General features: G+C 73.7%; 18 protein-coding genes. 10 read left to right on the top strand and 8 right to left on the bottom strand.

Annotated elements, in window-relative coordinates; all coding sequences use genetic code 11:
• Positions 1-10: 10 nt before the first annotated feature.
• The 4 genes from BJ965_RS22150 to BJ965_RS22135 all read right to left on the bottom strand — a co-directional run bounded on the left by BJ965_RS22150 (position 11) and on the right by BJ965_RS22135 (position 5,516).
• A complete protein-coding gene (locus tag BJ965_RS22150) occupies positions 11-1,126 on the bottom strand; it encodes a 3-dehydroquinate synthase II (RefSeq protein WP_184910256.1) in 1,116 nt (371 codons plus the stop codon).
• Positions 1,098-2,072 (bottom strand): 2-amino-3,7-dideoxy-D-threo-hept-6-ulosonate synthase, encoded by a 975-nt coding sequence (locus BJ965_RS22145; RefSeq protein ID WP_184910255.1) that lies wholly within the window; start codon positions 2,070-2,072, stop codon positions 1,098-1,100. The genes BJ965_RS22150 and BJ965_RS22145 overlap by 29 nt, the downstream gene beginning before the upstream one ends.
• Positions 2,069-3,928 (bottom strand): class I adenylate-forming enzyme family protein, encoded by a 1,860-nt coding sequence (locus BJ965_RS22140; protein ID WP_184910254.1) that lies wholly within the window; start codon positions 3,926-3,928, stop codon positions 2,069-2,071. Before BJ965_RS22140 ends, BJ965_RS22145 begins: the two co-directional genes overlap by 4 nt.
• Before the next feature lie 88 nt (positions 3,929-4,016).
• Positions 4,017-5,516, bottom strand: coding sequence for a multicopper oxidase family protein (locus tag BJ965_RS22135; RefSeq protein WP_184910253.1), 1,500 nt, complete (start codon positions 5,514-5,516; stop codon positions 4,017-4,019).
• Positions 5,517-5,758: 242 nt separating this feature from the next.
• Here BJ965_RS22135 and BJ965_RS22130 point away from each other — a divergent pair, with 242 nt between their 5' ends.
• The 3 genes from BJ965_RS22130 (at position 5,759) to BJ965_RS22120 (ending at position 7,881) form a co-directional block, all read left to right on the top strand.
• Positions 5,759-7,336, top strand: coding sequence for a SagB/ThcOx family dehydrogenase (locus BJ965_RS22130; protein WP_184910252.1), 1,578 nt, complete (start codon positions 5,759-5,761; stop codon positions 7,334-7,336).
• Between the two features lie 163 nt (positions 7,337-7,499).
• The gene (locus BJ965_RS22125; RefSeq protein WP_078615318.1) at positions 7,500-7,673 is read left to right on the top strand and encodes a thiazolylpeptide-type bacteriocin; all 174 of its coding nucleotides are present in this window, start codon (positions 7,500-7,502) and stop codon (positions 7,671-7,673) included.
• A gap of 34 nt (positions 7,674-7,707) precedes the next feature.
• The gene (locus tag BJ965_RS22120; RefSeq protein ID WP_078615318.1) at positions 7,708-7,881 is read left to right on the top strand and encodes a thiazolylpeptide-type bacteriocin; all 174 of its coding nucleotides are present in this window, start codon (positions 7,708-7,710) and stop codon (positions 7,879-7,881) included.
• Positions 7,882-7,991: 110 nt separating this feature from the next.
• On the opposite strand, the gene BJ965_RS22115 is transcribed toward BJ965_RS22120, so the two are convergent.
• Positions 7,992-8,588 carry a DUF7010 family protein gene (locus BJ965_RS22115; protein WP_313666976.1) on the bottom strand — a complete coding sequence of 199 codons (597 nt, stop codon included), beginning with the start codon at positions 8,586-8,588 and terminating at the stop codon, positions 7,992-7,994.
• A gap of 330 nt (positions 8,589-8,918) precedes the next feature.
• On the opposite strand from BJ965_RS22115, the gene BJ965_RS22110 reads away from it, so the two are divergent.
• The 6 genes from BJ965_RS22110 to BJ965_RS22085 are packed head-to-tail and all read left to right on the top strand — an operon-like array spanning position 8,919 to position 19,134.
• Positions 8,919-9,995: a hypothetical protein gene (locus BJ965_RS22110; RefSeq protein ID WP_184910251.1), complete on the top strand. Its 1,077-nt coding sequence runs from the start codon at positions 8,919-8,921 to the stop codon at positions 9,993-9,995.
• Positions 9,992-12,604, top strand: coding sequence for a lantibiotic dehydratase (locus BJ965_RS22105; RefSeq protein ID WP_184910250.1), 2,613 nt, complete (start codon positions 9,992-9,994; stop codon positions 12,602-12,604). Before BJ965_RS22110 ends, BJ965_RS22105 begins: the two co-directional genes overlap by 4 nt.
• Complete coding sequence (locus BJ965_RS22100) at positions 12,601-14,661, top strand: hypothetical protein (protein WP_184910249.1); 2,061 nt, start codon at positions 12,601-12,603, stop codon at positions 14,659-14,661. The genes BJ965_RS22105 and BJ965_RS22100 overlap by 4 nt, the downstream gene beginning before the upstream one ends.
• A complete protein-coding gene (locus BJ965_RS22095; RefSeq protein ID WP_184910248.1) occupies positions 14,648-16,576 on the top strand; it encodes a TOMM precursor leader peptide-binding protein in 1,929 nt (642 codons plus the stop codon). Before BJ965_RS22100 ends, BJ965_RS22095 begins: the two co-directional genes overlap by 14 nt.
• Positions 16,573-18,135, top strand: coding sequence for a nitroreductase family protein (locus BJ965_RS39960; protein ID WP_184910247.1), 1,563 nt, complete (start codon positions 16,573-16,575; stop codon positions 18,133-18,135). Before BJ965_RS22095 ends, BJ965_RS39960 begins: the two co-directional genes overlap by 4 nt.
• Positions 18,136-18,171: 36 nt before the next feature.
• Positions 18,172-19,134 carry a thiopeptide-type bacteriocin biosynthesis protein gene (locus tag BJ965_RS22085; protein WP_184910246.1) on the top strand — a complete coding sequence of 321 codons (963 nt, stop codon included), beginning with the start codon at positions 18,172-18,174 and terminating at the stop codon, positions 19,132-19,134.
• An 86-nt stretch (positions 19,135-19,220) separates the two neighbouring features.
• On the opposite strand, the gene BJ965_RS22080 is transcribed toward BJ965_RS22085, so the two are convergent.
• The 3 genes from BJ965_RS22080 to BJ965_RS22070 form a co-directional block, all read right to left on the bottom strand.
• Positions 19,221-19,739: a YceI family protein gene (locus BJ965_RS22080; RefSeq protein WP_184910245.1), complete on the bottom strand. Its 519-nt coding sequence runs from the start codon at positions 19,737-19,739 to the stop codon at positions 19,221-19,223.
• 129 nt (positions 19,740-19,868) lie between these two features.
• The gene (locus tag BJ965_RS22075) at positions 19,869-20,702 is read right to left on the bottom strand and encodes an ABC transporter permease (RefSeq protein WP_184910244.1); all 834 of its coding nucleotides are present in this window, start codon (positions 20,700-20,702) and stop codon (positions 19,869-19,871) included.
• Positions 20,699-21,697: an ABC transporter ATP-binding protein gene (locus BJ965_RS22070; RefSeq protein WP_184910243.1), complete on the bottom strand. Its 999-nt coding sequence runs from the start codon at positions 21,695-21,697 to the stop codon at positions 20,699-20,701. The genes BJ965_RS22075 and BJ965_RS22070 overlap by 4 nt, the downstream gene beginning before the upstream one ends.
• A gap of 291 nt (positions 21,698-21,988) precedes the next feature.
• On the opposite strand from BJ965_RS22070, the gene BJ965_RS22065 reads away from it, so the two are divergent.
• Positions 21,989-23,248 carry an FAD-dependent monooxygenase gene (locus BJ965_RS22065; protein ID WP_184910242.1) on the top strand — a complete coding sequence of 420 codons (1,260 nt, stop codon included), beginning with the start codon at positions 21,989-21,991 and terminating at the stop codon, positions 23,246-23,248.
• Position 23,249: the final 1 nt, after the last annotated feature.

Below are 23,249 nucleotides of genomic sequence, written 5' to 3'. Positions count from 1 at the left end.
GGTACCGGGGTCACTTCTCCAGGCAGAACTCGTCGATCGGGTAACCGACATGGCGGTCGGCCGTGGGCAGGTGCCCGAGGATGGTGTCGCCGGGCTTCAGCTCCGTGGAGTTGAGGACGGCGGCGTTCGGGCCGAGGACGCGGACGTGCCAGTCGTCCTGAAGGATCAGGTTGACCGTCTGCCCGCTCGGGGCGACCGCGTCGATGGAGATCAGCGGACGGGTCTCGATCTTGACACGGCCGACGCTGACGGGCCGGGTGCGGCCCTTGACGTCGACGGCCAGCACCTTGCTGCCGGCGTGGAGTTCGCTGAGGTAGTGGGTGCGGCCGGCCTGCGAGACGGTGTACGAGTGCAGGGCGCCGGCGTTGACCCGGAAGGGGCGGGTCGGCATGTAAGGCAGCGGGTGGGTCTCGCTGACGCACAGCACCATGCCCTTGGAGTGCGAGCCGACCAGGATGCCCTCGTCCTTGCGGAAGTGGGTCGTGGTGTCGACGCAGGCCCGCTCCCCCATGCCGATGTGCGTGGTCCGGGTGACGGTGAGCTCGACCAGGTCGATCTCACCGCCCCGGGCGCTGGCGGCGGTGCGCAGGGCGGTGGCGTCGCCGACGGTGTTGGCCCGCATCAGGACGCCGTCCGAGCCCAGTTCCAGGACGCCGTAGATGATCTCGGCCTCCTCGGTGTTGGACGCGGTGGTGATGATGGAGCCGGGGGCGCCGGTGGCGGCGGCGATCACGATCTCCAGCGGGATCTTGGTGGGGTCGCGGAAGTCGAGCACGCTCCACGGCTCCAGGCGGGCCGCGAGGCAGGCGTCCTCCAGGGTGTCGGCGTCGACGATCTCCACGTAGCGGCCGAACTCGACGTCCGGGTGGGCCTTTTGGAGCGCCGCCCGCTCCTCGCGGGGGCCGGGGACGACGACCAGGTCGGCGGCGCCGAGGTCGGCGGGGACGGCGTCGAGCCCGTCCTCGAAGAGCAGGACCTTGCGGACGGTGGGCGGCAGGCCGGTGAAGGCGGCCGGGTCGGCGGCGACGATGCCGTCGATGCGCTGGTGCAGGGCCTCTTCGAGGACGGCCTGGGTGGCGGAGCCGGCGCCTCGGATGTCAAGCCAGCACAGTTTTGCGTCCGTCATGATGCGGACCTCCTGTCGGGTGTGAGGTGTACGAAGGGTCGGCGAGGTGGTGCGTGTCGTGGTCGAGCGGGGAGCCGGGCGCGCCGGCCGGGGCGTCCAGGTGATCGGGGGTCAGCCGCTCGGCCCGGTGTGCGTCGGCCGGGAAGGCCAGCGGGGCGAAGTGCTGCTCCGGGAAGTGGTGGATCAGCCGGGCGACCTTGGCGGCGAGCTGCCGCGGGTCGGAGGCCTGGAAGATGTTGCGGCCCATCGCCACCCCACCCGCACCGCCGGCCAGGGCGTCCCGGACATAGGCCAGCACGTCCTCCTCGGTGGGCATCGCGGGACCGCCCGCGACGAGGACGGGCACCGGGCAGGCCGCGGTCAGGTCGAGCATCTCCGCGGTCGAGCCGAGGAAGACGGTCTTGACCAGGTCCGCGCCCAGGTCGGAGGCGACGGTGACGGCGTGCGCCACCAGGTCCGGGTCGCGCGGGTCGGTGACCCGGGGGCCGCGCGGATACACCATGGCGAGCAGCGGCAGGTTCCACCGGTCGCAGGCGTCGGCGATCCGTCCAAGGTCGCCGATCTGCTGCCGCTCGTCGTCCGAGCCGACGTTGACGTGGACGCTCACCGCGTCCGCGCCGAGCCGGAGGGCCTCCTCGACCTGCGTCACCACGTACTTGGCGTCGGGGTCGAGCGCCTGGCTGGTGGACGCGTTGAGATGGATGATCAGCGACATCGCGGCGAACCGCTCCGGGCTGATGTGCCGGACGCTGCCCTTGTGCACGACGACCGCGTCCGCGCCGCCGGCGGCGAGCTGCCCGGCGAGGTGGTCGAGGCTGGTGCCCTTGGGAGCGACGGGCCCGTCGCTGATCGAGTGGTCGAGAGGGGTGATCATCAGGCCTGCCGTGCTGTGGCGGTAGAGCCGCCGCAGCCTCAGTGACCTGGCGAAGTGGCCGAATGCGGTCATGGGATGCCCTTTCTGTTGCGCGGATCGGTACGCGTACGCCGGTCGGTGGCCGGGCGGGCGTCTGGTCCGGCGGAGCCGCCGGGGTCGGGCGGACCGGTGCCGCGTCGCTCCGCGGGCGGCGGTGCGGGGCCGCCCGTCGGGCCTGTCGGCGGCAGGCCTTCGGCCGGAGGGTGTCCCGCCGGGCGGCCTCCAGCCGAGGGGATGGGTCCCGTCCCGGACACCGGCCCCGTCCCGGACACCGGCCGCGTGCCGGGCACCGGCCGCGTCGGGGAGCCGATGACCCTTGTCGGCGGAACGTCCCCCGCTGGGCGGGCCCGTACCGGGGCCGTGACCTCGCGCAGCCGTGCACGGTCCGGCTTGCCCGACGGGGTGAGGGGGAGTTCGGGCCAGACCGAGACGTCGACCGGCGCGTGTTCCGGGGTGAGCGTCGCGGCGACGTAGCCGCGCAGGTCGCAGGAGGTGTGGCCGGCGCCGGAGTGGAGTTCGACGGCGGCGTGGACCTGCTCCACCAGGTCCTCGTCGCGTACGCCGAACACCGCCGCCTGCCGCACCTGCGGATGCTGGAGCAGGGCCGCCTCGATGGCGGCCGGGTCGAGCTTGAGGCCGCCGTGCTTGATGACGTCACCGACCCGGCCGTCCAGCCGGAGGTAGCCGTAGCGGTCCCAGTGCCCGAGGTCGCCGGTGCGCAGCCAGCCGTCCCGGTAGGTCGCCCGGGTCAGCTCCGCGTCGTCGAGGTAACCGGCCGACACGGTGGGCGAGTTGACCCAGATCTCGCCGGTCCGGCCGCGGCCCAGCGGGGTGCCCGACTCCGGTGCCCGGATCTCCACGCGCACCCAGGGGAAGGGCCGGCCCGCCGAGCCCAGCAGTTCGGGTTCGCGGTGGTCGAGCGGGGTGAGGCTGCTGATGCCGCCCGCTTCCGTGGTGCCGTACACCTGGATGAGGACGTCGCCGAAGACCCGGACCGCCTGCCGGACTCGCTCGGGGGCGGCCGGGGTGCCGCTGTAGGTGATGCGGCGCAGCGAGGACAGGTCGAACGAGGTGACCAGCGGGTGGTCGAGCAGGCGGTACAGGTGGGGTACCGCCAAGTAGACGTCGGTGACGCCCAGTTCGGCGATGGCCGTCAGGGTCGCGTCGGCGTCGAACTCGTCGTGCAGGACGATCGTGCCGCCTCCGCACAGCACGGCGTCGGCCATGGGTGCCGTCGTGTGGCTGACCGGCGTGACCGACAGCAGTGTCGCCGGGCCCCGGGGGTCGAGGCCGGAGGCCAGTCGGTGGACGAGGTGTTCGCGGGTGCCGTAGCGCTGGGCGACCATCTTGGGCCGGCCGGTGCTGCCGCTGGTGAAGTCGACGACGGCCAGGTCGTCGGGGTGCGGTGGCGGGGCCGGTGGCACGGTGTCGTGCCCGTCCGCCGTGCGCGGGATCGCCCGCACGGTCAGGCCGGGCCGGCGCCGCGCCAGCCATCTGCCGCGGGCCGTGCTCTCCTCGTCCGTGTCGTCCACGAGCAGCAGCGACACCCCGAGATCGCGCAGGAGCCCGGTCTGGGTGGCGACCGAGAAGGTCTCGGTGTCCGTGCGCGGGTTCATCGAGCGGACGTAGACGGAGGTGGCGCCGAGCAGGTGGACGGCGTAGCGGGCGCTGAGCATCAGCGGGTGGTTGGGGCCGGTCAGGACGGCGACGGTGGTGCCGGGGCGGACGCCGTGGGAGTGCAGGAGCGCTGCGCTGCCCAGGACGGACGAGCGCAACTCGCCTGCCGTCACCGTGCGTTCCGGCCGGTGCAGGACGATGCGGGTCGGGTCCCTGCCCAGCGCCGCGAGGACGCGGCGCGCATAGGGGCGGGGAATGGCTTCGGTGGTCATGGTCCTCCTCTCCAGAAATAAGGAAGTGTTTCCGAAATCGCGAAACGCTTTCGGGAAGAACGCATTCAGGAAGAAACGTTTCCGGGAATCAGGCGATCTTCATCTGCGCCATCATTCCCATGGCGCTGTGGTCGATCATGTGGCAGTGGTACGGATAGACACCGCGGTGCGAATCGAAGGTGAGCTGGAGTTTCGCCGTCTGGCCGGGGAAGAGCAGCACGGTGTCCTTCCAGCCGGTCTCCGCCGGATACGGCGGCTGCCCGTCCCGTTCGAGAATGCGGAACTGCACCAGGTGCGTATGGAAGTTGTGCGGGACGGTCGCGCTCTTGTTGGTGACCGTCCACACCTCGGTGCTGCCCCACTCGATGTGGGTGTCGATGCGGTCCGGGTCGAAGGTCTTGCCGTTGATGTAGGCCTGGTGGCCGCCGGAGCCGGGCTCGTCCATGGAGAGCTCGAAGCTGCGCTCCACGGTCGGCTCGGGCAGTGCCGGCAGCGTGGCGAGGGTGTCCGGCACCCTGCTGGTGTCGGCGGTGCGCTCGCCGATGTCGAACCGCATGACCTGGCCGACGAGTTCCGTCGGGCCGGGGCCCAGCATGTTGGCGAGGGTGAGCTTGGTGCCGGGCGCGTACTTCGAGAAGTCGACGACGAAGTCGATGCGTTCACCCGGGGACAGGACCAGCACGGGCGTCTCGGCGGGCGCGGCGAGCAGGCCGCCGTCGGTGCCGATCTGCCGCACGGGGTGCTGGGTGGCCGAGCCGTCGGACAGCGCGAGGATGAAGATGCGCAGGTTGCAGGAGTTGACCAGCCGGAAGCGGTACTTGCGGGCCTCGACCTTGAGGTGGGGCCAGGGGCGGCCGTTGACCAGGATGGTCGTGCGGTTCTCCGCGTCGTCCATCGTGTAGACCATCTGCGCGCCTGCGTCGAAGTGCGCGTCGCGCAGCACCAGCGGGATGTCGTACTTCCCGGACGGCAGGCCCAGCTTGTCCTCGGCGGGGTCGCGCAGCAGGTAGAGGCCCGACAGGCCCCGGTAGACGTGCTCGGACTCCATGTGGTGCGCGTGGTCGTGCGTCCACAAGGTGGCGCCGGGCTGCTTGTTCTCGTAGACGTAGGTCCGCTTGCGGCCGGGGGCGATGATGTCCATCATCCCGCCGTCGTGCGCCACCGGGTTGTTGCCGCCGTGCAGGTGCACCGAGGTCGGCATGTCCAGCGCGTTGACCTGCTGGACGACGGTGGTGCGGCCGGTGCGGGCGCGGATGGTGGGGCCCGTGAACGAGCCGTTGTAGGTCAGGGCGTCGGTGCGGGTGCCGGGCAGGATCTCCACGCCGGCGCGGCGCATCGTGATCCGATAGAAGTCGGCGGTCTTGGTGCGGCGGTAGGGGGCCAGGACCGGCGGGGTCGTCAGGGGCAGCGAGAAGGGTTCGACCGGGGCGGCCGCAGCGCCGGCCGGTGCGGCCTTCCCGGCCGCCGCGCCGGCGGCCGCGGCCGACTGTCCGGCGGTGAGCGTCCGGAAGACCCCGCCCGCCGCGCCGACCGCGCCGACGGCGCCGGTGGTGAGGCCGAGACGTATCGCATGTCGACGACTGAACACGAGGTTTTCCTTCACTGTCGGTGAGTTGCGGGGAGAATTCCTGTTCCGAGGATGCGCTTCGGGTGCCGGATGTCCGAGCGATTGAAGTCCGCCCCTGTCATCTGTCATGCATTCCATGACCCCGGTCACGAGCGGGAATGGCGACTGTCATTCGGTGCGGCCGGTGAGGGGGGAGCCGGTGTAGCGGGCCGCAGAGTGGATTTCGACAGGTCCGCCCACGCGAGTTGAGTACCGGAGGCCCGATGAATCCCGCAGGCACGAAAGCGATCACCGAGAAACCCCCCGGGTCCATCGCCCGGGCGCTGCGCACCGATGTGCGGGTGACGTTCGACGACGGAACGGCCACGGCGCTGCTGAGGGGGCCGGTCACCTCCCTCGTCCTGCGCCCGGTGCGCGGCCCGCTGCGCACGGTCCTGCTCCGGCTTGCCGAGGGACCGCTGCCGTGGGAGGAGCTGTACGAGGGGCTGGACACGGCCGGCCGGGAGCGGGCCGACGCCCTGCTGGAGCGGGCCGGGCAGCTGCTGGCGTACAGCGTGCTGACGCACGACGAGCCGCCGCTGCGGCGGGAGTTGCTGCGGCTGGAGCCGACGGCGCGGGATGCCGGGCACCGGGTCGTGGACGTGGCCGCCGGCGACCGTGTTCGCCTCTCCCGGTTCGCGTTCTGCCGGACGCGCGAGGGCGTGCTCGTCCTGGAGTCACCTCTGGTGACGTTCCGCGCGGTGCTGGTCGACCGGGCGGCGCGTGAACTCGCCGCCGCCCTGGGGCAGCCGGGCCGGGCCGGGAGCGCCGGGGAGGTCACCGGGCTGAGCGAGGCGGAGACCCTCGACGTCCTGGCCCACCTGGTCGGGTTGGGCTTCGCCGAGGTCGCCGGCCCGGACGGCACGTTCGCCTCGGACTGCGAACCGGTGCTGCGGCAGTGGGACTTCCACGATCTGCTGTTCCACTCGCGCGTCCGTTCCGGGCGCTGGGACGGCGTCTTCGGGGCCGTCTACCCCTACCGGGGCGAGATCGACCCGCTGCCCGCCGTGAAGCCCGCGCCGCCCGGCCCGGTCACCGAGCTGTACCGCCCGCGCCGCGCCGACCTCGACGCCGCCGACCCGTCGCTGACCGCCGCCATCGAGTCCCGCCGCTCCCACCGCACCTTCGGGGAGCGGGCGTTGACGGCGCGCGAGCTGGGCGAATTCCTGTACCGGGTGCAGCGCGTACGGGTCCACCGCACCCCGGGCGCGGACTCCCCCGGCGAGGACGAGGTCGTCTCACGGCCGTACCCGAGCGGCGGCTCGCTGTACGAACTGGAGCTGTACGTCACGGTGCTGCGCTGCGACGGGCTGGAGCCGGGCGTCTACCACTACGACTCCTACGCCCACCGCCTGGTCCAGGTCAGCGCCGAGGAGGCGGACCGGCGGGCCCTGCTGGGCGTCGCGTCCCGCTCGGTGGGCTTCGACGTCCGCCCCGACGTGCTCTTCACGGTGACCTCGCGGTTCCAGCGGATGGCGTGGAAGTACCGGGCGATGGCCTACGCCACGACGCTGCGGCACACCGGGGTGCTCTACCAGACCATGTATCTGGTGGCCACGGCGATGGGTCTGGCGCCCTGCGGGCTGGGCAACGGGGACGCCGACCTGTCGGCCCGGGTGCTGGGCCTGGACTACCTCCGGGAGTCCTCGGTGGGCGACTTCCTGCTGGGTACGCCGGCCACCGGCACCGAGCTGCCCGCGGACCCGGGCGAGGAATGGCACATGGTGAACAGCCCTGACTGGGCAATTCCGCTCGACGGCCCCGGAAAGCCGGGCGGCGGCGAAAAGTCATCCGCCCCGTGATAAATGTCAGCCGGCGGCCGCGAACCCTGGCGCCGGGGTGATTGCCCGAGCAATATGGATGTCAGAGCCGGACGGGGAGAAAACAAATCCCGGAAGGCGACCAGGAATTCATGGCCGGGATTTCCGGTGACGGAATCCACGGCCTCGACGAAAGGAATGCGACATGACCGCCAAGGACATCAAGAACCAGGACGCGGACAAGGCGTTCGAAGGCTTCGACGCGGACGAGCTGGAGACCCTCGAGGTCACCGACGGCGTCGCCCTGCCCGAGATGGGCGCCTCCAGCGGCTCGATCGGCACCTCCTCCTCGTCCTCCAGCACCTGCTCGGCCTGCTGAACCACTCATCCAGGATCTTCGGAAGGATTTCGACATGACCGCCAAGGACATCAAGAACCAGGACGCGGACAAGGCGTTCGAGGGCTTCGACGCGGACGAGCTGGAGACCCTCGAGGTCACCGACGGCGTCGCCCTGCCGGAGATGGGCGCCTCCAGCGGCTCGATCGGCACCTCGTCCTCCTCGTCCAGCACCTGCTCGGCCTGCTGAACCGGCGTCAGCGCATAAGCACCACAGCCTGAACGCGTCAAGGATGCGCCTGTCCGGCCTCGGCCGGTCGGGCACATCCTTGCGTTCGGATCGTCACGCGAACGGCGAGGTCAGCCGCGCAGGGCCAGGTGGTACGACGAGGCCCACAGCACCACCGCGCTGCCCAGGCCCACCACGATCCGCACGGTCTCGGTCGCGACGCCGGCCGCGACGAGCACGAACCCGGCGACCGCGACGACGGTCAGCAGCGACGCCGTCCACCGGTACTGCCACTGGTCGTACAGGCGGGCGAGCGGGAAGAAGTGCAGGCCCACGACGAGAGCGATGCCCGCCGGGATGACCTCGGGCCGGCCCGCGGCGTTGGACGCGGCGATGACGGCGAAGATGGCCGCCAGCTCGACGGTGTTGACGATGCCCACGCCGCGCGCCCAGTTGGCCGGGAGGTCGACCATCCGGGGCGAGGGCGCGGCGTCCTTGCGGTACCCCAGGTAGATCGCCACCGCGGTGATCAGCAGCGCCGCCACCTCGATGCCGAGGGGCGCGACATCCGTCGCCGAGCCGGTCCCGGAGGCCGCCGCCACGGCCCACATCAGGCCGAACACGGAGAGCACGGCCACGCCTCGGCGGCGCAGGTTGCGGGTGAGGGCGAGGCACTCGGCGTCCGTGGCGGACGGGGTGGGGGGTGTTGTGGGGGACGTAGATGTCACTCGCGGAGAGTACACCGGCCGGCCTGCCTTCTTGACGGTTTCCGGCCAGTTCACCGGCACCCTCGGATCATCCCACCGGAACCCTCGAAGTGGAATACGACATTCCGTCATCCTGGCCCGCAGTCGGGCGTCACGGAAACGATGACGTATGTAAGCGCCGGACCGTTTTCCCTTCCGGCTCGAATTCCCGGCGCCAATCATGGGATTCAGGTTCACGAATTCATTGTGACTCTTCTCGGAAGGTGAAAGGACATGGGGGTTCACGCTCCGGAGCGCATTGCCGTGAGGCCGGATTCCGCCGGCCTGACGGGGGTGCGACTCCATACCCGGATGCCGGTGACACCGGCCTGGCTGGCTCGGCACGTCGTCCCGGTCGCCCGCGAACTGGGCGGGCGGGGCGTGCCCGGCGTGCAGGTGCGGCGCGGCTGGCTGCACGGACCGCACGTCGACGTGCTCGCCCCGGCCGGCGCGGTGCCGCCCGGCGGCGCCGTCGACTGGGCGCCGATCGAGGCCGCGCTGGACGCCGGCCCCCTCGATCCGGCCCGGGCGCTGACCGAGGAGGCATACCTGGACCAGGCCCGCGAGTTCGGCCGCCTCGAAGCGGTGGAACCGCCGTATCTGCCGCTGCGCGAGCACGGCGCGGTGCTGCGCGTCGAACCCGGCGACCCCGCGCTGCGCTCCCGGGAGCCGCGTCTCGACGCCCTGCGCACGGTCGTGTACGGCGCCCTCGCGACGCCCGTGCTGACGATGATCGAGGGGATGGCCGAGGAGCCGGGCAGCGGCACGGTCCGCCTCGCGGAGGCGTTCGCCGCCCTCGTCGACACCCACGCCCTGGGGCCGGCCTACGGGGTGTTCTCGCCCCGCTCGCACGTGGAGGCCTTCCTCGCCTGGGCGGCCCCGCGCAAGGACATGCGCCCGGTCTTCCGGGAGCGGCTCGCCAAGGAGGGGCCCCGCATCCGGGAGGTCGTCGAACAGCGCCTGAACGGGGCGGTGTCCCCGGCCGCGGCCCAGTGGCGCACGGCGTTCGCCTACGGCGCCGGGGTCCTGGACCACGCGGTCGCCACGGGCGCCCTCACCCCGGACCTGCTCGACTCCGTCACCGACGGTGTCGACCGCAGCCGGATGGGCCCGCCCGGCGCGGAGACGGTGGTGCCGCGCGGCGAGCAGCCGGACACCGACTTCCACCGGACCGTGCACGGCTCGGGGGCGATCAGCACCCCGTCCCCGTTCTTCGCCGCCTACCGCCTGTTGACGAACCTCTTCTACCAGCAGCTGCCCCTGCTCACGGTCTCGCCGATGCAGCGCTACTACATGTGCTTCGCCCTCGCCGAGACCGTCGACGAGGTGCTCGGCAGCAGCTGGCGGGAGCGCCTCACCGCCACGGAACCGACGGGAGCCCCGCGATGACCAGCCCCGAACCCCAGTGGTTCCTGCGCGTCAACCCGCTGCGCAGGTCCCGCCTCGCCGACCCGGAGCAGCGCCGACTGCTCGGTGAACTCGCCGTGGCGGAAGCCGAGTTGGCGGAGGCCGCCGAGGTGTGCTCGCAGGAGCTGTACGAGCGGATCGGCGCCGCCGCCTCGGACGCCGAGCGGCGCGAGCTGATCGCGCTGCGCCGCGCCATCCACAACGGCCGCGCCCCCAAGAAGACGCCCGAGAGCCTCGAAGCGACCCCGTCGGTGGCTCGCTGGCTGGCCGCCTGGACCGGGCGGGAGCGGCTGCGCACCACGATCACCCAGGGCTACCCGGCCGCGGCCGACCGCGAACGCGCCGTGCTGGCCGCCCTGCTGGGCGACGGCGACCTGCTGCGCTCGCTGGCGCTCATCGCCCCCGAGGTGCACCAGGAGGCCGAGCGCTACCGGGCCGCGGTCGAGGGCCCGGGCAAGGTGTCCGCCCGCACCCGCAAGTCGGAGCGCGGCCTGATCCAGTACGTGACCCGGGCGATGGTGCGCACCAGCCCGCTCTCCCGGTTCACCGCGGTGGGCATCGCCGAACCGGCCCCGGCCGGCGACCCGGAGGCCGTCCGCCCCGGCGACGTGCCCTTCACCGGCGCGCGGGCCGTGCCGGGCCTGGACCGGGTCATGCTCCACTACGTCCTCGGCGGCCTGCCCACCGGCGACACCGACCTGACCGCGCTGTGGGTGGGGATGCCGCCCACCTCGGCCCCCGACCCGGAGACGGGCAAGCTGTTCTTCCTGAAGTTCTCCGAGCAGGGCATGCACCGCCTCGCGGTCCCGCTCGACGGGCCGGTCGGGGACCTGCTCGACGCGCTGTCGATGGGCCCGCGCAGGTTCCCGGCGGTCGTCGCACACGTCGCCGCCCGGGCCGGCTGCCCCGCCGAGGAGGCCGCGCGGCGCGTACGGCAGGCCCTGCACCAGGGCGTGCTGTGCACGTTCGGCAGGCCCGAGGAGGAGACCGCGGCGGGCGACTACGACGACCTGCTGTCGCTTGCCGACGCCGAGCAGCCTCCCGGAGTGCGGGAGTTGGCGACGCGGGTGCGCGCCGGGCTGCCCCGGGTGACCGAGGCCCCGGCCGCCGAGCGGGGCGCGCTGCTGGCCGGACTGCGCGGCGACCTCGGCCGGTTCAGCCAGGCGGCGGGACGCCCGGCGCACATCACGGTCGAGGAGGACTACGTCATGCCGCCGCTCAAAGTGGCGGCCTCCGACTGGCACGCCCCGCTGGCCGACCTCGGCCCCGCGGTGGAACTCCTGACCGTCTTCGACTGGCTGCACGACGTACGGGTCCTGATGACCGCCGCGTTCACGGAGCGGTTCGGGGCCGGGGCGAACGTGCCGCTCGCCGAGCACGCGGCGTTCATCGTCGGGGAGGTCTCCCGGCGGGCCGCCGCGATGGCGGCCGTCTACGGGCCCGAGGGCACCGGCCAGGCCGCCGCGCTGTCCGGGATCGGGCCGGCGGACGGCTGCCTGGAGCGCATGTACCTGCTGCGCCGCGAGCTGTCCGAGGAGGTGCACGCCCTCCTCACCAAGACGGCCCAGGCCGGTGAGGACACCCTGCGGCTCACCGCGGCGGACGTCGCCGAGCTGACCCGGGCGCTGCCCGACCGTTTCCGCAGCGACCCGTTGATCTACGGGGTACTGCTCCAGCAGGCCGGCAACCAGCTCGTCCTCAACGACGGACTGCCGGGCCACGGCATGCTGTACGCGCGTTTCCTGGAGGCCGACCGCCGCCAGGGCGGCCGCGCCCTGCCCCGCCTGGCCGACCGTCTGAACCGCTTCTACGGCCACGACGGCACCCGCATCACCGAGGACCTGGGCCTGCACCGCCTCAACGTCAACGCGCACACCCCCGTGCTGCCGGGCGGGCTCACGGCCGAGGACTGGTTCACGCTGCGCCTGGCGCACGACCCGGAGACCGACACGCTGCGGGTCGAGGACGCCGACGGTGCCCCGCTGCGGGTGCTGCCGCTGGGCACCGGCCACCCGGGCCTGTTCCCGCCGCCGCTGTCGGTCGCCTCCGGGCTGGTGATCAGCGGCCGGCTCTTCAACAGCCTGCCCAACTCCTGGCACGCGGCGACCCCGTGGGACGGCAAGCACACGCGGGTCGCACCGCGCATGGCCGTGGGCGACGTCCTCATCGGACGCCGCCGCTGGTACGGCGGTGCCGAACTGGACACGGCGGTGGCCGCCGGGCCCGACGAGCACGAACGGCTTCTCGGACTGACCGCCTGGCGCTCCCGCCACGGCGTCCCCGAGGAGGTCGTCATCAAGTCGGCGCCGGAGGACGAGGGCCCGCTCTCGGTGGGCGCCCCCGACGTCCAGTCCAAGCGGCTGGCGCAGAAGCCGCAGTACGTCGACCTGTCCAGCGCACTCGCGGTGCGGGTCCTGCCGCGGATGCTGGAGCGCCGCGGCGCCGGCACGAGCTATCTGGAGGAGGCCCTGCCCGGCGTCACCGACGGCACCCACGCCACGGAGTGGGTGCTCGAGGTGGGGCGGCGGGCCGGTGGCCGCTTCGTGTACGACCCGGCGCACACCGGGGCAGCGGAAGGAGTCCGGCCATGACCGTGACCGATGTGGAGAGGAGCGCGGTCGAGTCGCCCCCGGCCGCCGCGCCGCTCACGGCCCGGCCCGGGCTGCACTACGCGCCCGTGCCGGGGGGCGTCTACTTCAGCGGCACTCGCGGGCAGTTCGTGCTGCGCGGCTCGGAGTTGCTGTACGCGGTGGCGGACGGCTGTGTGCCGTTGCTGCGGGCGGGGACGACGGAGGACGCGCTGGTCGCCGAGTTCGGCACCGAGCGGGCCCGGCCCGCCGTACGGCATCTTCTGGGCAAGCTCCGGGAGAACGGCCTGCTGCTCGACCCGGCCACGCTCACGGAGCCGGAACCGCCGGCCGAACTGGCCGCCCGGCACGCCGACACGCTGGCCCGCCTCACCGCCCGCCTCGACGACCCGTACGCGGCGTTCGCCCGTCTGCGCCGGGCCCGGGTGCGGCTGCACGGCCCGACGACGGCGACCGCTCCCGCCCTGCGCGGACTGCGCCGGGCGGGCGTGACCGACGTGACGGCGACGGCTGTTCCACAGACGCCGGCACCCCTGGTCCCGGTCTGCGACCCCGCGATGTACGCGGACCCCGCCCTGCTGTCCGGCAGGAGCGGGTCGGCAGGCGGCTCCCGGGCCCTGATCCCCGCCGGCGACCCGGCGGTGCGCCCTCCTTCGACTCCCGCCGGCGACCCGGCGGTGGAGGGAACCGGTACGCGAACTCCCGTCGGCGACCCGGCGGTGAACGGACACGGTGCTGGAACTCCCGTCGGCGACCCGGCGGTGGAGGGAACCGGTACGCGAACTCCCGTCGGCGACCCGGCGGTGAACGGAACCGGTACACGAACTCCCGTCGGCGACCCGGCGGTGAACGGACACGGTGCCACAACTCCCGTCGGCGACCCGGCGGTGACGGCACCTGTGACGACCGAGGGCGTGCCCAGGGTCGTCGTCGAGTTCCTCGACGGTGACCGGACGTGGACGGAGGAGGCCGGCACGCTGCACGTGCCCGTGCTGCTCGGGCCCGGGCCGGTGCTGGTCGGGCCCGTCGGAGTCACACCCGGCGTCTGGGAGGTCTTCCGGGACCGGGCCAGGGCCTGGGCGGACGCCGAGGGCGTCGAGGCGGCGACCGGGCCGATCGCCCACTCCCTCGCGGGAGCCCTCGCCGCACAGCTCCTGACCGACACCCTCACGGGTGTCGCGGAGCCCGGTGAGGCCCACGTCGTGCACGGCCCCGATCTGACGGCCGACCGCGTCACCGTCACGGGCGCCCCCGTGAACGAAGCGGTCGCCGTCCGTCTCGACGACGCCCCCGCCGAACCCCTCCCCGCCCCCGAGGACGCACTCGAGGCCGCCGGTGTGCTCAGCGCCCGCTGGACCGGCCTGTTCGCCTCCGCGCAGGGCGAGGACCTGCCGCAGATGCCCCTCGCCCTGCGCGCGGCGGAGCACCGGGCGGACCGCACGGGCACGGTCACCGCATGGGCCGCCCACCAGGAGACGGCGACCATCGCCGCCGCCCTGGCAGCCCTGCGCGACCGCGTCACCGACGGGTCCGGTACCCCGGCGGCGGGTCTCACCCGTGAACACTGGCTGCTGGACGGCGCCCTGCGCCGACTCGCCCGGACGGAAGGGGACGTCCTCGACACGGACGCGCCGCTGCACGCCGAAGGCCGGCGCATCGCCGCAGAGTTGGCGGCGCTGCTCGGCGGTGCCGAACCGGTCCTCGCCGTGGCCCGGTACGCCCACGTCGGCTGGCCGCTGGCGGAGGTCACCGTCGACGGGCGTCCGCTCGGCGCCGGCTGGGGCCCGACCGCCGTGGAGGCGACGTACGCCGCGCTGTGCACGGCACTGGCCGTCGCGCAGACCGGCGGCACGGCCGGCCGGCTCTCCACCGACGCCCTGCTGACCGCGGACGACGTGACCCGGGCGGCGCTGCGCGAGCAGCTCACGGCCCGCGGCGTCCACGAGGGGCGGCCCCGCCGCAGCGACCCGGTGCTCGGCGAACTCCCCTTCTGGCACGGCCCGGTGACCGCCCACGCCGTCCCCACGAACGCCGAGGAGGCCACCGATGCCGACCACTGAGCCGTTGACGACCGAGCCGTCGACCGCCGTGCGGGCCGGCCCCGGCCTGCCGGTGACGGCGTACGACACCTGGCTGCCCGCCCTCGCGCGCCTGGCCCGCGCCACCGGGGCCACCGTCTCCGTCAACCTCGGCTGGGACCTGGACTGGGAGCGCGACGGCGTGACCGGGGCGACGGGTCCGCACCTGTCCGTGCGGGTCCACGACGACGAGGTCATGGTGGGCCCCCTGTGGGTGCCCGGCACCACGTCCGGCTGCGCCGCCTGCGCCGAGGTGCGCGAGCGCACCGTCCTCGACCACCCGCTCGTGGGCGACCTCACCCAGGCCACCCGCGTTCCGGCCGCCCCCGCGCCCCTCCTGCCCGAGCTCCTGCGCACCGGCCTGGACCACCTGGCCGCCCACCCCCTCGCGCCGGGCGAGGCCTACTCGGTGACGGTCCGCGGCACCCGCCGGCACCGCATCGCCCGCAGCTTCCACTGCCCGGCCTGCGGCCCCTCCCCCGAGGACCTGGTGGCGACCGAGCCCCCGGCGCCCCGCCCCCTGCGCTCCCGGCCCGCCGTCCCCGGGGACGCCACCCGCACCGCGGCGAGCCGCCTCGTCGAGCCCGGCTTCCTGCGGGACCGGCTCGTCGACGACCGTTTCGGGCCGGTCCGGGCGATCCTGCGCGAGTCGCACGCACCGTTCGCGATGAGCATGGCCGTCGTCGCCGACGCCCCGGCCATGGGGCACGGCAGGGCCCGTACGTTCACGGAGACCGAACCGGTCGCCGTCCTGGAGGCGTACGAACGGCTCGGCGGCTACCCCTACGACATCCCCCTGCTGACCGGCCGCTCGTACCGCGAGGTCGCCGAACGGGCCGTCGACCCGGGCAGCCTCGGCCGCTACACCGCCGAGCAGCTCGCCCACCCGACCAGCAGGGCCACGCCGTTCACCGCCGACACCCCGATGGACTGGGCCTGGGGCCACGACCTGGCCGACGGCACTCCCCTGCTCGTCCCGGCCGACCACGCCTTCTACCAGTACGAGTACGCCTTCCGCCGGGACCGGCGCGCGGCCCGCGTGGCCGGGGCCGCGAACCGCCGGCACTACTTCTTCGACTGCTCCAGCGGCTGCGCGGTCGGCGCCAACTACGAAGAGGCCGCCCTGCACTCCCTGTTCGAACTGGCGGAGCGCGATGCCTTCCTGACCTCCTGGTACCGGGCCGCGCCGCTCCCCCACATCCCGGTCGGCACGCTCACCGACCCCACCAGCCGGGCCATGGTCGAGCTGATCCGGGCCCGCGGCTACGACGTCCATCTCCTGGTCGCCACCCGGGACATCGGACTGCCGGTGGTGTGGGTGATCGCCGTGAACGAGAAGGACCCCTTCCCGGCGACCTTCTCCTCCGCCGGTTCGGGCGCCGAGCCCGAGTCCGCGATCCGCGGCGCGCTGCGCGAGGTCGCCCAGCTCGTCACCAACCCGGTCGACTGGACGCGCGAGCAGGTGGAGCGCATGGTCGAGGACCCGTGGCTGGTGGAGGAGCTGGAGGACCACGTCCGCTTCTCCTCCATCCCCGAGACCCGCGACCGCGCCCTGGCGGGGCTCGGCGGTCCGGCCGTCACGCTGGAGGAGGCGTTCCCGGACTGGCCGGGGCGGCTGGAGCGCGCGGCCGGCGGTGACCTGCGCGGCACCCTCCGGTACGTGGCCTCGCTCTTCGCGGACGCGGGCCTGGACCGGATCGTCATCGTCGACCAGACCAGCCGGGAGCACGCCGACGCCGGAATCGCGGTCGCCCGTGCCGTCGTCCCCGGCATCGTGCCGATGTGCTTCGGCCACGCCCAGCAGCGCCTGGACGGACTGCCCCGGCTGCGCGCCGCCCTGCGCGGCACGGGTCAGGAGCACCGGGCCATCCCCTACGACCCGCACCCGTTCCCGTGACGGCCCCCGCCGAGCCCTGGACGCGGCGCGCCCCGGTCGACCTGCCGGGCCCCGAGGGCGACAACAGCATCGCCCGCGAACCCCTCTGGTACGCCTACGGCACCGGCGACGACGCCCCGGAACCACCGCCGTGGACCTGGGCGGCCACACCGCCGCCCGACTCCCACGTGCCGCCGCCGCCCCCACGCCCGGCGGGGCCGGCGACCCCGTTGCCGCCGGGCACGACGGACCGCTTGTCGGCGCTCCCGTACCCGCGCGTCCCGGCCCCGGGCGGCCCTGCCTCACCGGACGCCCTGGCCCACGCCCTGACCACCACGTTCGCGCCCCTGCGCCGTGAACCGGAGAACCCGTACAACGAACACCGCCCCTACGCCTCACCGCGCTGCCTGTTCCCGGTCCACGCCTTCGTGGGGGACGGCGCGGCCTGGCGACTCCTGGAACCCACCCGGCACACCCTGACGGGCCCCGGCACCGGCACCCCCACCCGCATCGCCCTGACCGGCCGCTACACCGCTATCCCCCTGGCGTACCAGTGGTTCCGGGGCTCGCTGGTGGCGATCGAGACGGGCATGGTGCTGCGCGCGTTGAGCCTGGGCCTGGAGCTCTTCGGGATACCGGCGACGCTGACACCGCCGACGGCGGACGGCCCGGAACTGCTGCGCGAGCTGGGCGCGGAGCAGACCTGGGAGTGGTCGCTCCCGTGGCTGATCGACCTGGACCAACCACACCCCGCCGTACGCCGACCGACTGAGCCGGAACCGCCGGCCCCTGAGGGGGATCCGTCCCTCAGGCATGTAATCGACGTCAACAGGGGTTCCCTAAGGGGCGCGGGGCAGCATTCGATATGCGGCTACCGCAGCGCGGGCGCGACCAGCCACAACGCACCCGCACCCGTCACCACCGCCGTACCCCCCGCCCTGCCCCCCTCACAACGCACCCCCACCTGGTCCGAACTCCTCTGGCACCGCCACTCCGGACGCATGCCCAGAGCCCTCCACGGCATGGACTCGGCCACGTGCCTCACCCCCCTCCCCACCAGAACCCTCACCACGGCCCTGGCCTGGCTCGGCGTCCCCCCACCGCACCCCACCCTCGCCGCCGCCTTCGACGCGGTCACCGTCACCGCCGTCGTGCAGCACATCGACGGCCACACCCCCGGGATCCACCGCGTCCACGACGGCACCGCGCACCTGCTCCGCCAGGACCCCACCGCCGCCGCCGGCCTGGAGGCCAGCTACGGCTACGGCCTGACCCCGGTCAACGGCTGCGGCATCGCCAACGCCCCCGTCACCGTCTTCTTCTCGGTACGCCCCCGCGAACTCTTCGCCCGCTTCGGCCCGGCCGGCTGGAGCGCCGCCCAGCACGCCTGCGGCTGGGCGGTCCACGGACTGTGCCTGGCCGCCGCCGCGGAGGGGCTCTTCGCCCGGCCGGTCCGGGCGTTCAAGGAGATCCAGACCAAGGAGGTCATCGGACTGGACGAGGACGAGACGATCGTCCTGTCGGCGGTGGTCGGCGTACCGCGCGAGACCGGGGGTGCCGTGCTGGACCTGCGCACGTGACGACGCGACATCCGACCGGACGACAAGGAACCCCGCATGCCCACCACACCACACCGCTGGAGCGCCTGGCACCTGCACCTCGGCACCACGGCCCGCAGCGCCCACGACCGCGTCCTCACGGACGTCATCGGCCCCACGGCCGCCGAACTCCCGGCCGGTACCCCCTGGTTCTTCATCCGTTACTGGCAGTCCGGGCCCCACCTGCGACTGCGCATCGCGGACCTGCCCGAGGGCACGGACGCGCACGCGCGCGTGGAGCGGGCCCTGCGCGACCGGCTCGCCGGGGCGGGCCGGCTCGCCCCCGGTGAGGAGCCGCTCGCGGAGGAGGCCTACCAGCAGGGCGCGTCCCGGCTCGCCGCCGCCGGGGAGACCGGCGTCAACACCTCCGTCCACGCGCTGCTGCCGCCCGGTGTGCACCGGGCCGACTACGACCCCGAGTACGAGCGCTACGGCGGCCGGACCCTCATGCCGGCCGCCGAGTCCCTCTTCCACCGCTCCAGCGAACTCGTCCTGCGGCTGGCCCCGCTCGTCACCTCCGAGGCCCGCCGCGCCCGGCTCGCCCTGCGCGGCACGCTGTCCGCCGCCGTCGCCCTCGGCGGCCCGGACGAACGGGCCCACTACTTCGCGCGCGGCCGGGACGCCTGGCGGGCCTGGGCCCGTGACGCCGGACACCCCGACGAGCTGCTGGACCGGATCACCACCGTCGACCAGGACCCCGCCTCGGCAGGCGTCTCCCCCGACGCCCACGGCCCGTTCACCGACTGGTTCGAGGCCCTGACCGCCCACGCGGAGGAGATCCGGCGGCACTCGCCGGTCCACCCGGGCATGATCCTCTTCTCGCACGCTCACATGCTCCACAACCGCCTCGGCCTGAGCCTGCTGGAGGAACTGCGCACCTACGCCTGGCTGTCCCACGTCTTCCCCGCACCGGCACCAGCGCCCGCACCGACAGCGACACCGACCCCGACCCCGACACCCGACCTGGCATCCACGGGGTGATCCCCCGCCCCCGTGGGCGCCCACGCAGAGGCCCGGCCGGATTCCCCTTCACCGGCCGGGCCTCTTCGGCGTGTGCGCCGCGCGGCTCATCCCTCCCGCACGAACACGGCCCGGACCCGCACGAGCAGCGCCGCCCCGACCAGCCCCCGCATGCCACCGACCCCGCAGGCGTGCCGGTCGACCCGGGCGGTGGCCCGTACGACGACGCGGTCGCCCCGCTCGGTGAGTTCGTCGACCGTGAACGGCACCGGGGTCGCACGGCCCTTGACCTCCAGCCGCGCCGTGAGGCTCAGGTCGTCCGCCAGGCCCTCTCCGGCCAGACGCAGTTCGGGATGACGCTCGGCGTCCAGGAAGCGCGGGCCGCGCACCGCCGTGTCCCGCTGCGGGTTGCCGGTCTCGAAGCCCGCGGCGGCGACCGTGGCCTCGAGGTGGCGCAACGCGCCGTCCGGGGCGAGTTCGACGCGGCCCGAGCGCACCGGGAACGAGCCCCGTACGGGTAGGAGGAAGAAGTGCCGGCCGGTGAACTCCACGGTGGAGTCGGCCGGTTCGAGGCGCCACGCTCCGGTCGGGACCCGGTGCGGGCGGGCGGTGTGGTCGAGCGACATGGTGGGGGAATCCTTCCGGGAGTACGGGAGTACGGGAGTACGGGAGTACGGGGGTGGGGGGGCGGAGGCCGGGGCACGCGCCGAGGGGGCCTCCCGGAGGCCCCCTCGATGGTCGGGACGGAGCGCGTTCTACTCGGGGCGCGGGTCCCAGCGGAAGCTGCGCACGGCGATCAGGGCGCCGACGACGCCCCAGGCCGCCAGCACGGCCAGTTCCTTCCACTGGAAGCCACCCTGGTGCGCGAACGGCGCGAGCATGGCGTCGTTGAACGGCTTCACCGGCAGCAGCCCGGCGATGTTGTTCATGACGTCCGAGTGGATCGGGAAGTAGCTGCCGGAGATGAACACCAACGGGAACTGGATGAACTGCACGACCGCGGGCGCCGCCTCGGAGTTGCGGATCAGCGAGGCCACACCGACGCCGAGGGCGCAGAAGCTGGCCGCGCCGAGCACCAGGGTGAGCGCGAGGGCCGGCCAGTCGGCGGGCCACGGCACCCCGTACAGGCGCCCGATGCCGATGACCAGTGCCACGTCGACGACGCTGACGACGACGCAGTGCACGAGCAGACCCGCGAAGTACACCCAGGCGGGCAGCGGGGTGGCGTGCAGCCGCTTGAGGACACCGGTCTGCCGGCGCATGGCGAGGACGATCGCCAGCTGGCCGTAGCAGGCGCCGAGCACGGAGACGGCCGCGATGGTCGGCGTGTAGTACTGCAGGCCGCTCAGGCCGAAGAAGAAGTCCTCGCTCTGGCTGCCGGAGAACACGGCGCCGAAGACCGAGATGATCACGATGGGCAGGACGAAGGTGAACACCATCGACTGCGGGTTGCGCCAGAACGACAGCTGCTCGTAGCGGATCTGGTGGGCGAGCAGGGCGAGGGACCCGCGTTCGTCGGGCCGTTCGCGCCCGGCGCGGTCGGCCCGCCGGGTGGTCTCGGTGGTCGTGGGGGGCAGGGTGCTGGTCATCGTCGGCTCCGTCCGGGTCGGCGCCCTCGGCGCGCACGCGCCGCCGAGGACGGTGTGCTGCCCCGCTCGGTGGACGGGGACGAGGCGTCCTGCTGTGCGTACGAACTGGTCAGCCCCAGGTAGACGTCCTCCAGGGTGGGCTGCTCGACGGTCAGCCGCTCCAGCGGCGTGCCCCGGTCCAGGGCCCAGGAGGTGAGCCGGTGCAGGGCGGCGGTGGGCTCCTCGGCCTCGGCGGTGACGAGGCCGTCCTCGGCGTCACTGACCTGGATGGGCACGTCGTCGATGGCGGCACCGGCCGGCAGGGCGAACCGGATCCGGGCGAGGGCGCTGTCGCGACCGCCGATGGTGTCCGGTGTGCCCGCGGCGACGATCCGCCCTGCGGCGATGACGGCGACGGAGTCGGCCAGGGCCTGCGCCTCGTCCATGTAGTGGGTGGTCAGCAGGATGGTCGTGCCGGCGTCGCGCAGGCTCCGCACGACCTCCCAGGCGCCGCGGCGGGCGCCCGGGTCGAAGCCGGTGGTCGGCTCGTCGAGGAACAGCAGCTTCGGGTCGCCGATCACGCCGAGGGCGAGGTCGAGCCGCCGCTTCTGCCCGCCGGACAGGTCCTTGACCTTGGCGTCCCGCTTCTCCTCCAGGCCGACGAGGTTGATGACCTCGTCGATGTCGCGCGGGGCCGGGTAGTAGCCGGCGTTGCGGGCGATGGTCTCCCGCACGGACAGGTAGGGCTCCACGGCGATGTCCTGGAGCACGAGCCCGATCTGCCCGCGCAGCCGGCGTCCGTCGGCCTTGTCGCCGGGGTCGCGGCCGAGGACCCGGACGTCGCCGCCGTCGCGGTGGCGGAAGCCCTCCAGGATCTCCATCGTGGTGGTCTTGCCGGCGCCGTTCGGTCCGAGCAGGGCGAAGATCTCGCCCTCCTCGACGGCGAAGTCGACGCCGCGCACGGCCTCGTGGTCTCCGTACTTCTTGAGCAGGCCCTCGACGGCCACCGCGGTCACCGCGGTCGCTCCACTTCTCGTTCGCGTGTCACCGCATGCCTCCAGGTGTCGTAACCGGTCTTCTCCCTCCGGAAGTTAGGGCCGGGCGGGGGTGCGGCAGCAGGCGTGACGGGGGTTTCGATGACGTCCGTCACGCGAGCGGCGACAGTTGTCAGCACGGTGGGGCGTGACGTTGCCGCCCGGTGCCGGGCGCCACATGCTCGGGGACACGACCGATGACAGTGCGTCCACGTCGCCCGCGATGGTGCGGTGCGCCGGCAGGGCGCGAAGACCCGGAAGGCGGTCCCTGAGGTGCTGTTGGGCGAAGACACAGGAGGGCGGCGGCTGCCCGGGAACACCGCGGAGCCGGCCGGCGGACAGCTGCCGACGGTCGACATCGTCGGCGCGGGCATCGGCGGACTGACCCTGGCCGGCGCGCTGAGCGCGAGCGGCACGCCGTACGTGATCCACGAGCAGACCCGCGAACTGGCCGAGGTGGGCGCCGGCGTCCAGCTCTCCCCCAACGCGATCCGGCCGCTGCTGCGCCTCGGCCTCGGCCCGGCGCTGGAGGAGCACGCGGTGCGGATCGACGCGATGGAGGTGCGCGGCTGGAACGGGCGGCCCATCGCGCGCACGCCGCTCGGCGCGGACTGCGAGCGCATGTTCGCCGCGCCGTATCTGACCATCCACCGGGCGCATCTGCACGACGCGCTGCTCTCCCTGGTCGACCGGGACCGGCTGGGCCTCGGCCGGAAGCTGAGCGCGGCACGCGAACTGCCGGGCGGGACGGGCGTGCGGCTCACCTTCGACGACGGCTCGGTGCGCGAGGCGGACGTGGTGGTCGGCGCGGACGGCATCCACTCCACGGTCCGCGAGACGCTGCGCCGCGACGAGCCGGTCTACTCGGGCCTGGGCATCTACCGGGGCCTGGTGCCCGTGGAGGCGCTGCCTGCCGAGGCCCGCGAGCGGCTGGTGCGGCTGTGGCTCGGGCCGGGCGGGCACTTCGTCGCCTACCCGGTCGCGTCCGGCGCGTACCTCAGCTACGCCGCGACCGTGCCGCTGCCCTCCGACGCGCCGCCCCGCGAGTCCTGGTCGCGGCCCGGTGACCCCGACGAACTGCGGGCGGTCTTCGGTTCCTGGACGGGTCTGGTCGCCGACATCGTCGCGGCCGTGGAGACGACCCACCAGTGGGCGCTGCACGACCGGCCGCCGCTGCGGACCTGGTCCACCGGCCGCATCACGCTGCTCGGCGACGCGGCCCACCCCATGCTCCCGTTCATGGCGCAGGGCGCCAACCAGGCGATCGAGGACGCGATGGACCTGGCCGCCTGCCTGGCCGGCGCCCCGGCCGGGGAGATCCGCGACCGTCTGGCCCACTACGAGGCGCTGCGCGTCCCGCGCACCGCCGAGGTCCAGCGCGGCTCCCGCGGCAACGCTGGCATCCTGCACCTCCCGGACGGCCCTGCCCAGCGCCGCCGGGACGCGCAGATGGCGGTGCACGCGGCCCTGCGCGACCGGGCCGCGCTCTACGCGCACGAGACGGGCCGCAGTGTGGTGCCCGTACCGGCGTGAG

The organism is Streptomyces luteogriseus, assembly GCF_014205055.1.
In the GTDB taxonomy this organism is placed as follows: domain Bacteria; phylum Actinomycetota; class Actinomycetes; order Streptomycetales; family Streptomycetaceae; genus Streptomyces; species Streptomyces luteogriseus.
The sequence above is the reverse complement of the archived record's forward strand: the minus strand, read 5'-3'. Positions and strand labels throughout refer to the sequence as shown.

Bases quoted from the DNA above. Each gene is read 5' to 3' on its own strand.
- BJ965_RS22150 (WP_184910256.1), bottom strand. From the start codon at position 1,126: ATGACGGACGCAAAACTGTGCTGGCTTGACATCCGAGGCGCCGGCTCC.
- BJ965_RS22125 (WP_078615318.1), top strand. From the start codon at position 7,500: ATGACCGCCAAGGACATCAAGAACCAGGACGCGGACAAGGCGTTCGAA.
- BJ965_RS22130 (WP_184910252.1), top strand. From the start codon at position 5,759: ATGAATCCCGCAGGCACGAAAGCGATCACCGAGAAACCCCCCGGGTCC.
- BJ965_RS22085 (WP_184910246.1), top strand. From the start codon at position 18,172: ATGCCCACCACACCACACCGCTGGAGCGCCTGGCACCTGCACCTCGGC.
- BJ965_RS22075 (WP_184910244.1), bottom strand. From the start codon at position 20,702: ATGACCAGCACCCTGCCCCCCACGACCACCGAGACCACCCGGCGGGCC.
- BJ965_RS22105 (WP_184910250.1), top strand. From the start codon at position 9,992: ATGACCAGCCCCGAACCCCAGTGGTTCCTGCGCGTCAACCCGCTGCGC.
- BJ965_RS22080 (WP_184910245.1), bottom strand. From the start codon at position 19,739: ATGTCGCTCGACCACACCGCCCGCCCGCACCGGGTCCCGACCGGAGCG.
- BJ965_RS22095 (WP_184910248.1), top strand. From the start codon at position 14,648: ATGCCGACCACTGAGCCGTTGACGACCGAGCCGTCGACCGCCGTGCGG.
- BJ965_RS22140 (WP_184910254.1), bottom strand. From the start codon at position 3,928: ATGACCACCGAAGCCATTCCCCGCCCCTATGCGCGCCGCGTCCTCGCG.
- BJ965_RS22110 (WP_184910251.1), top strand. From the start codon at position 8,919: ATGCCGGTGACACCGGCCTGGCTGGCTCGGCACGTCGTCCCGGTCGCC.
- BJ965_RS22120 (WP_078615318.1), top strand. From the start codon at position 7,708: ATGACCGCCAAGGACATCAAGAACCAGGACGCGGACAAGGCGTTCGAG.
- BJ965_RS22145 (WP_184910255.1), bottom strand. From the start codon at position 2,072: ATGACCGCATTCGGCCACTTCGCCAGGTCACTGAGGCTGCGGCGGCTC.
- BJ965_RS22100 (WP_184910249.1), top strand. From the start codon at position 12,601: ATGACCGTGACCGATGTGGAGAGGAGCGCGGTCGAGTCGCCCCCGGCC.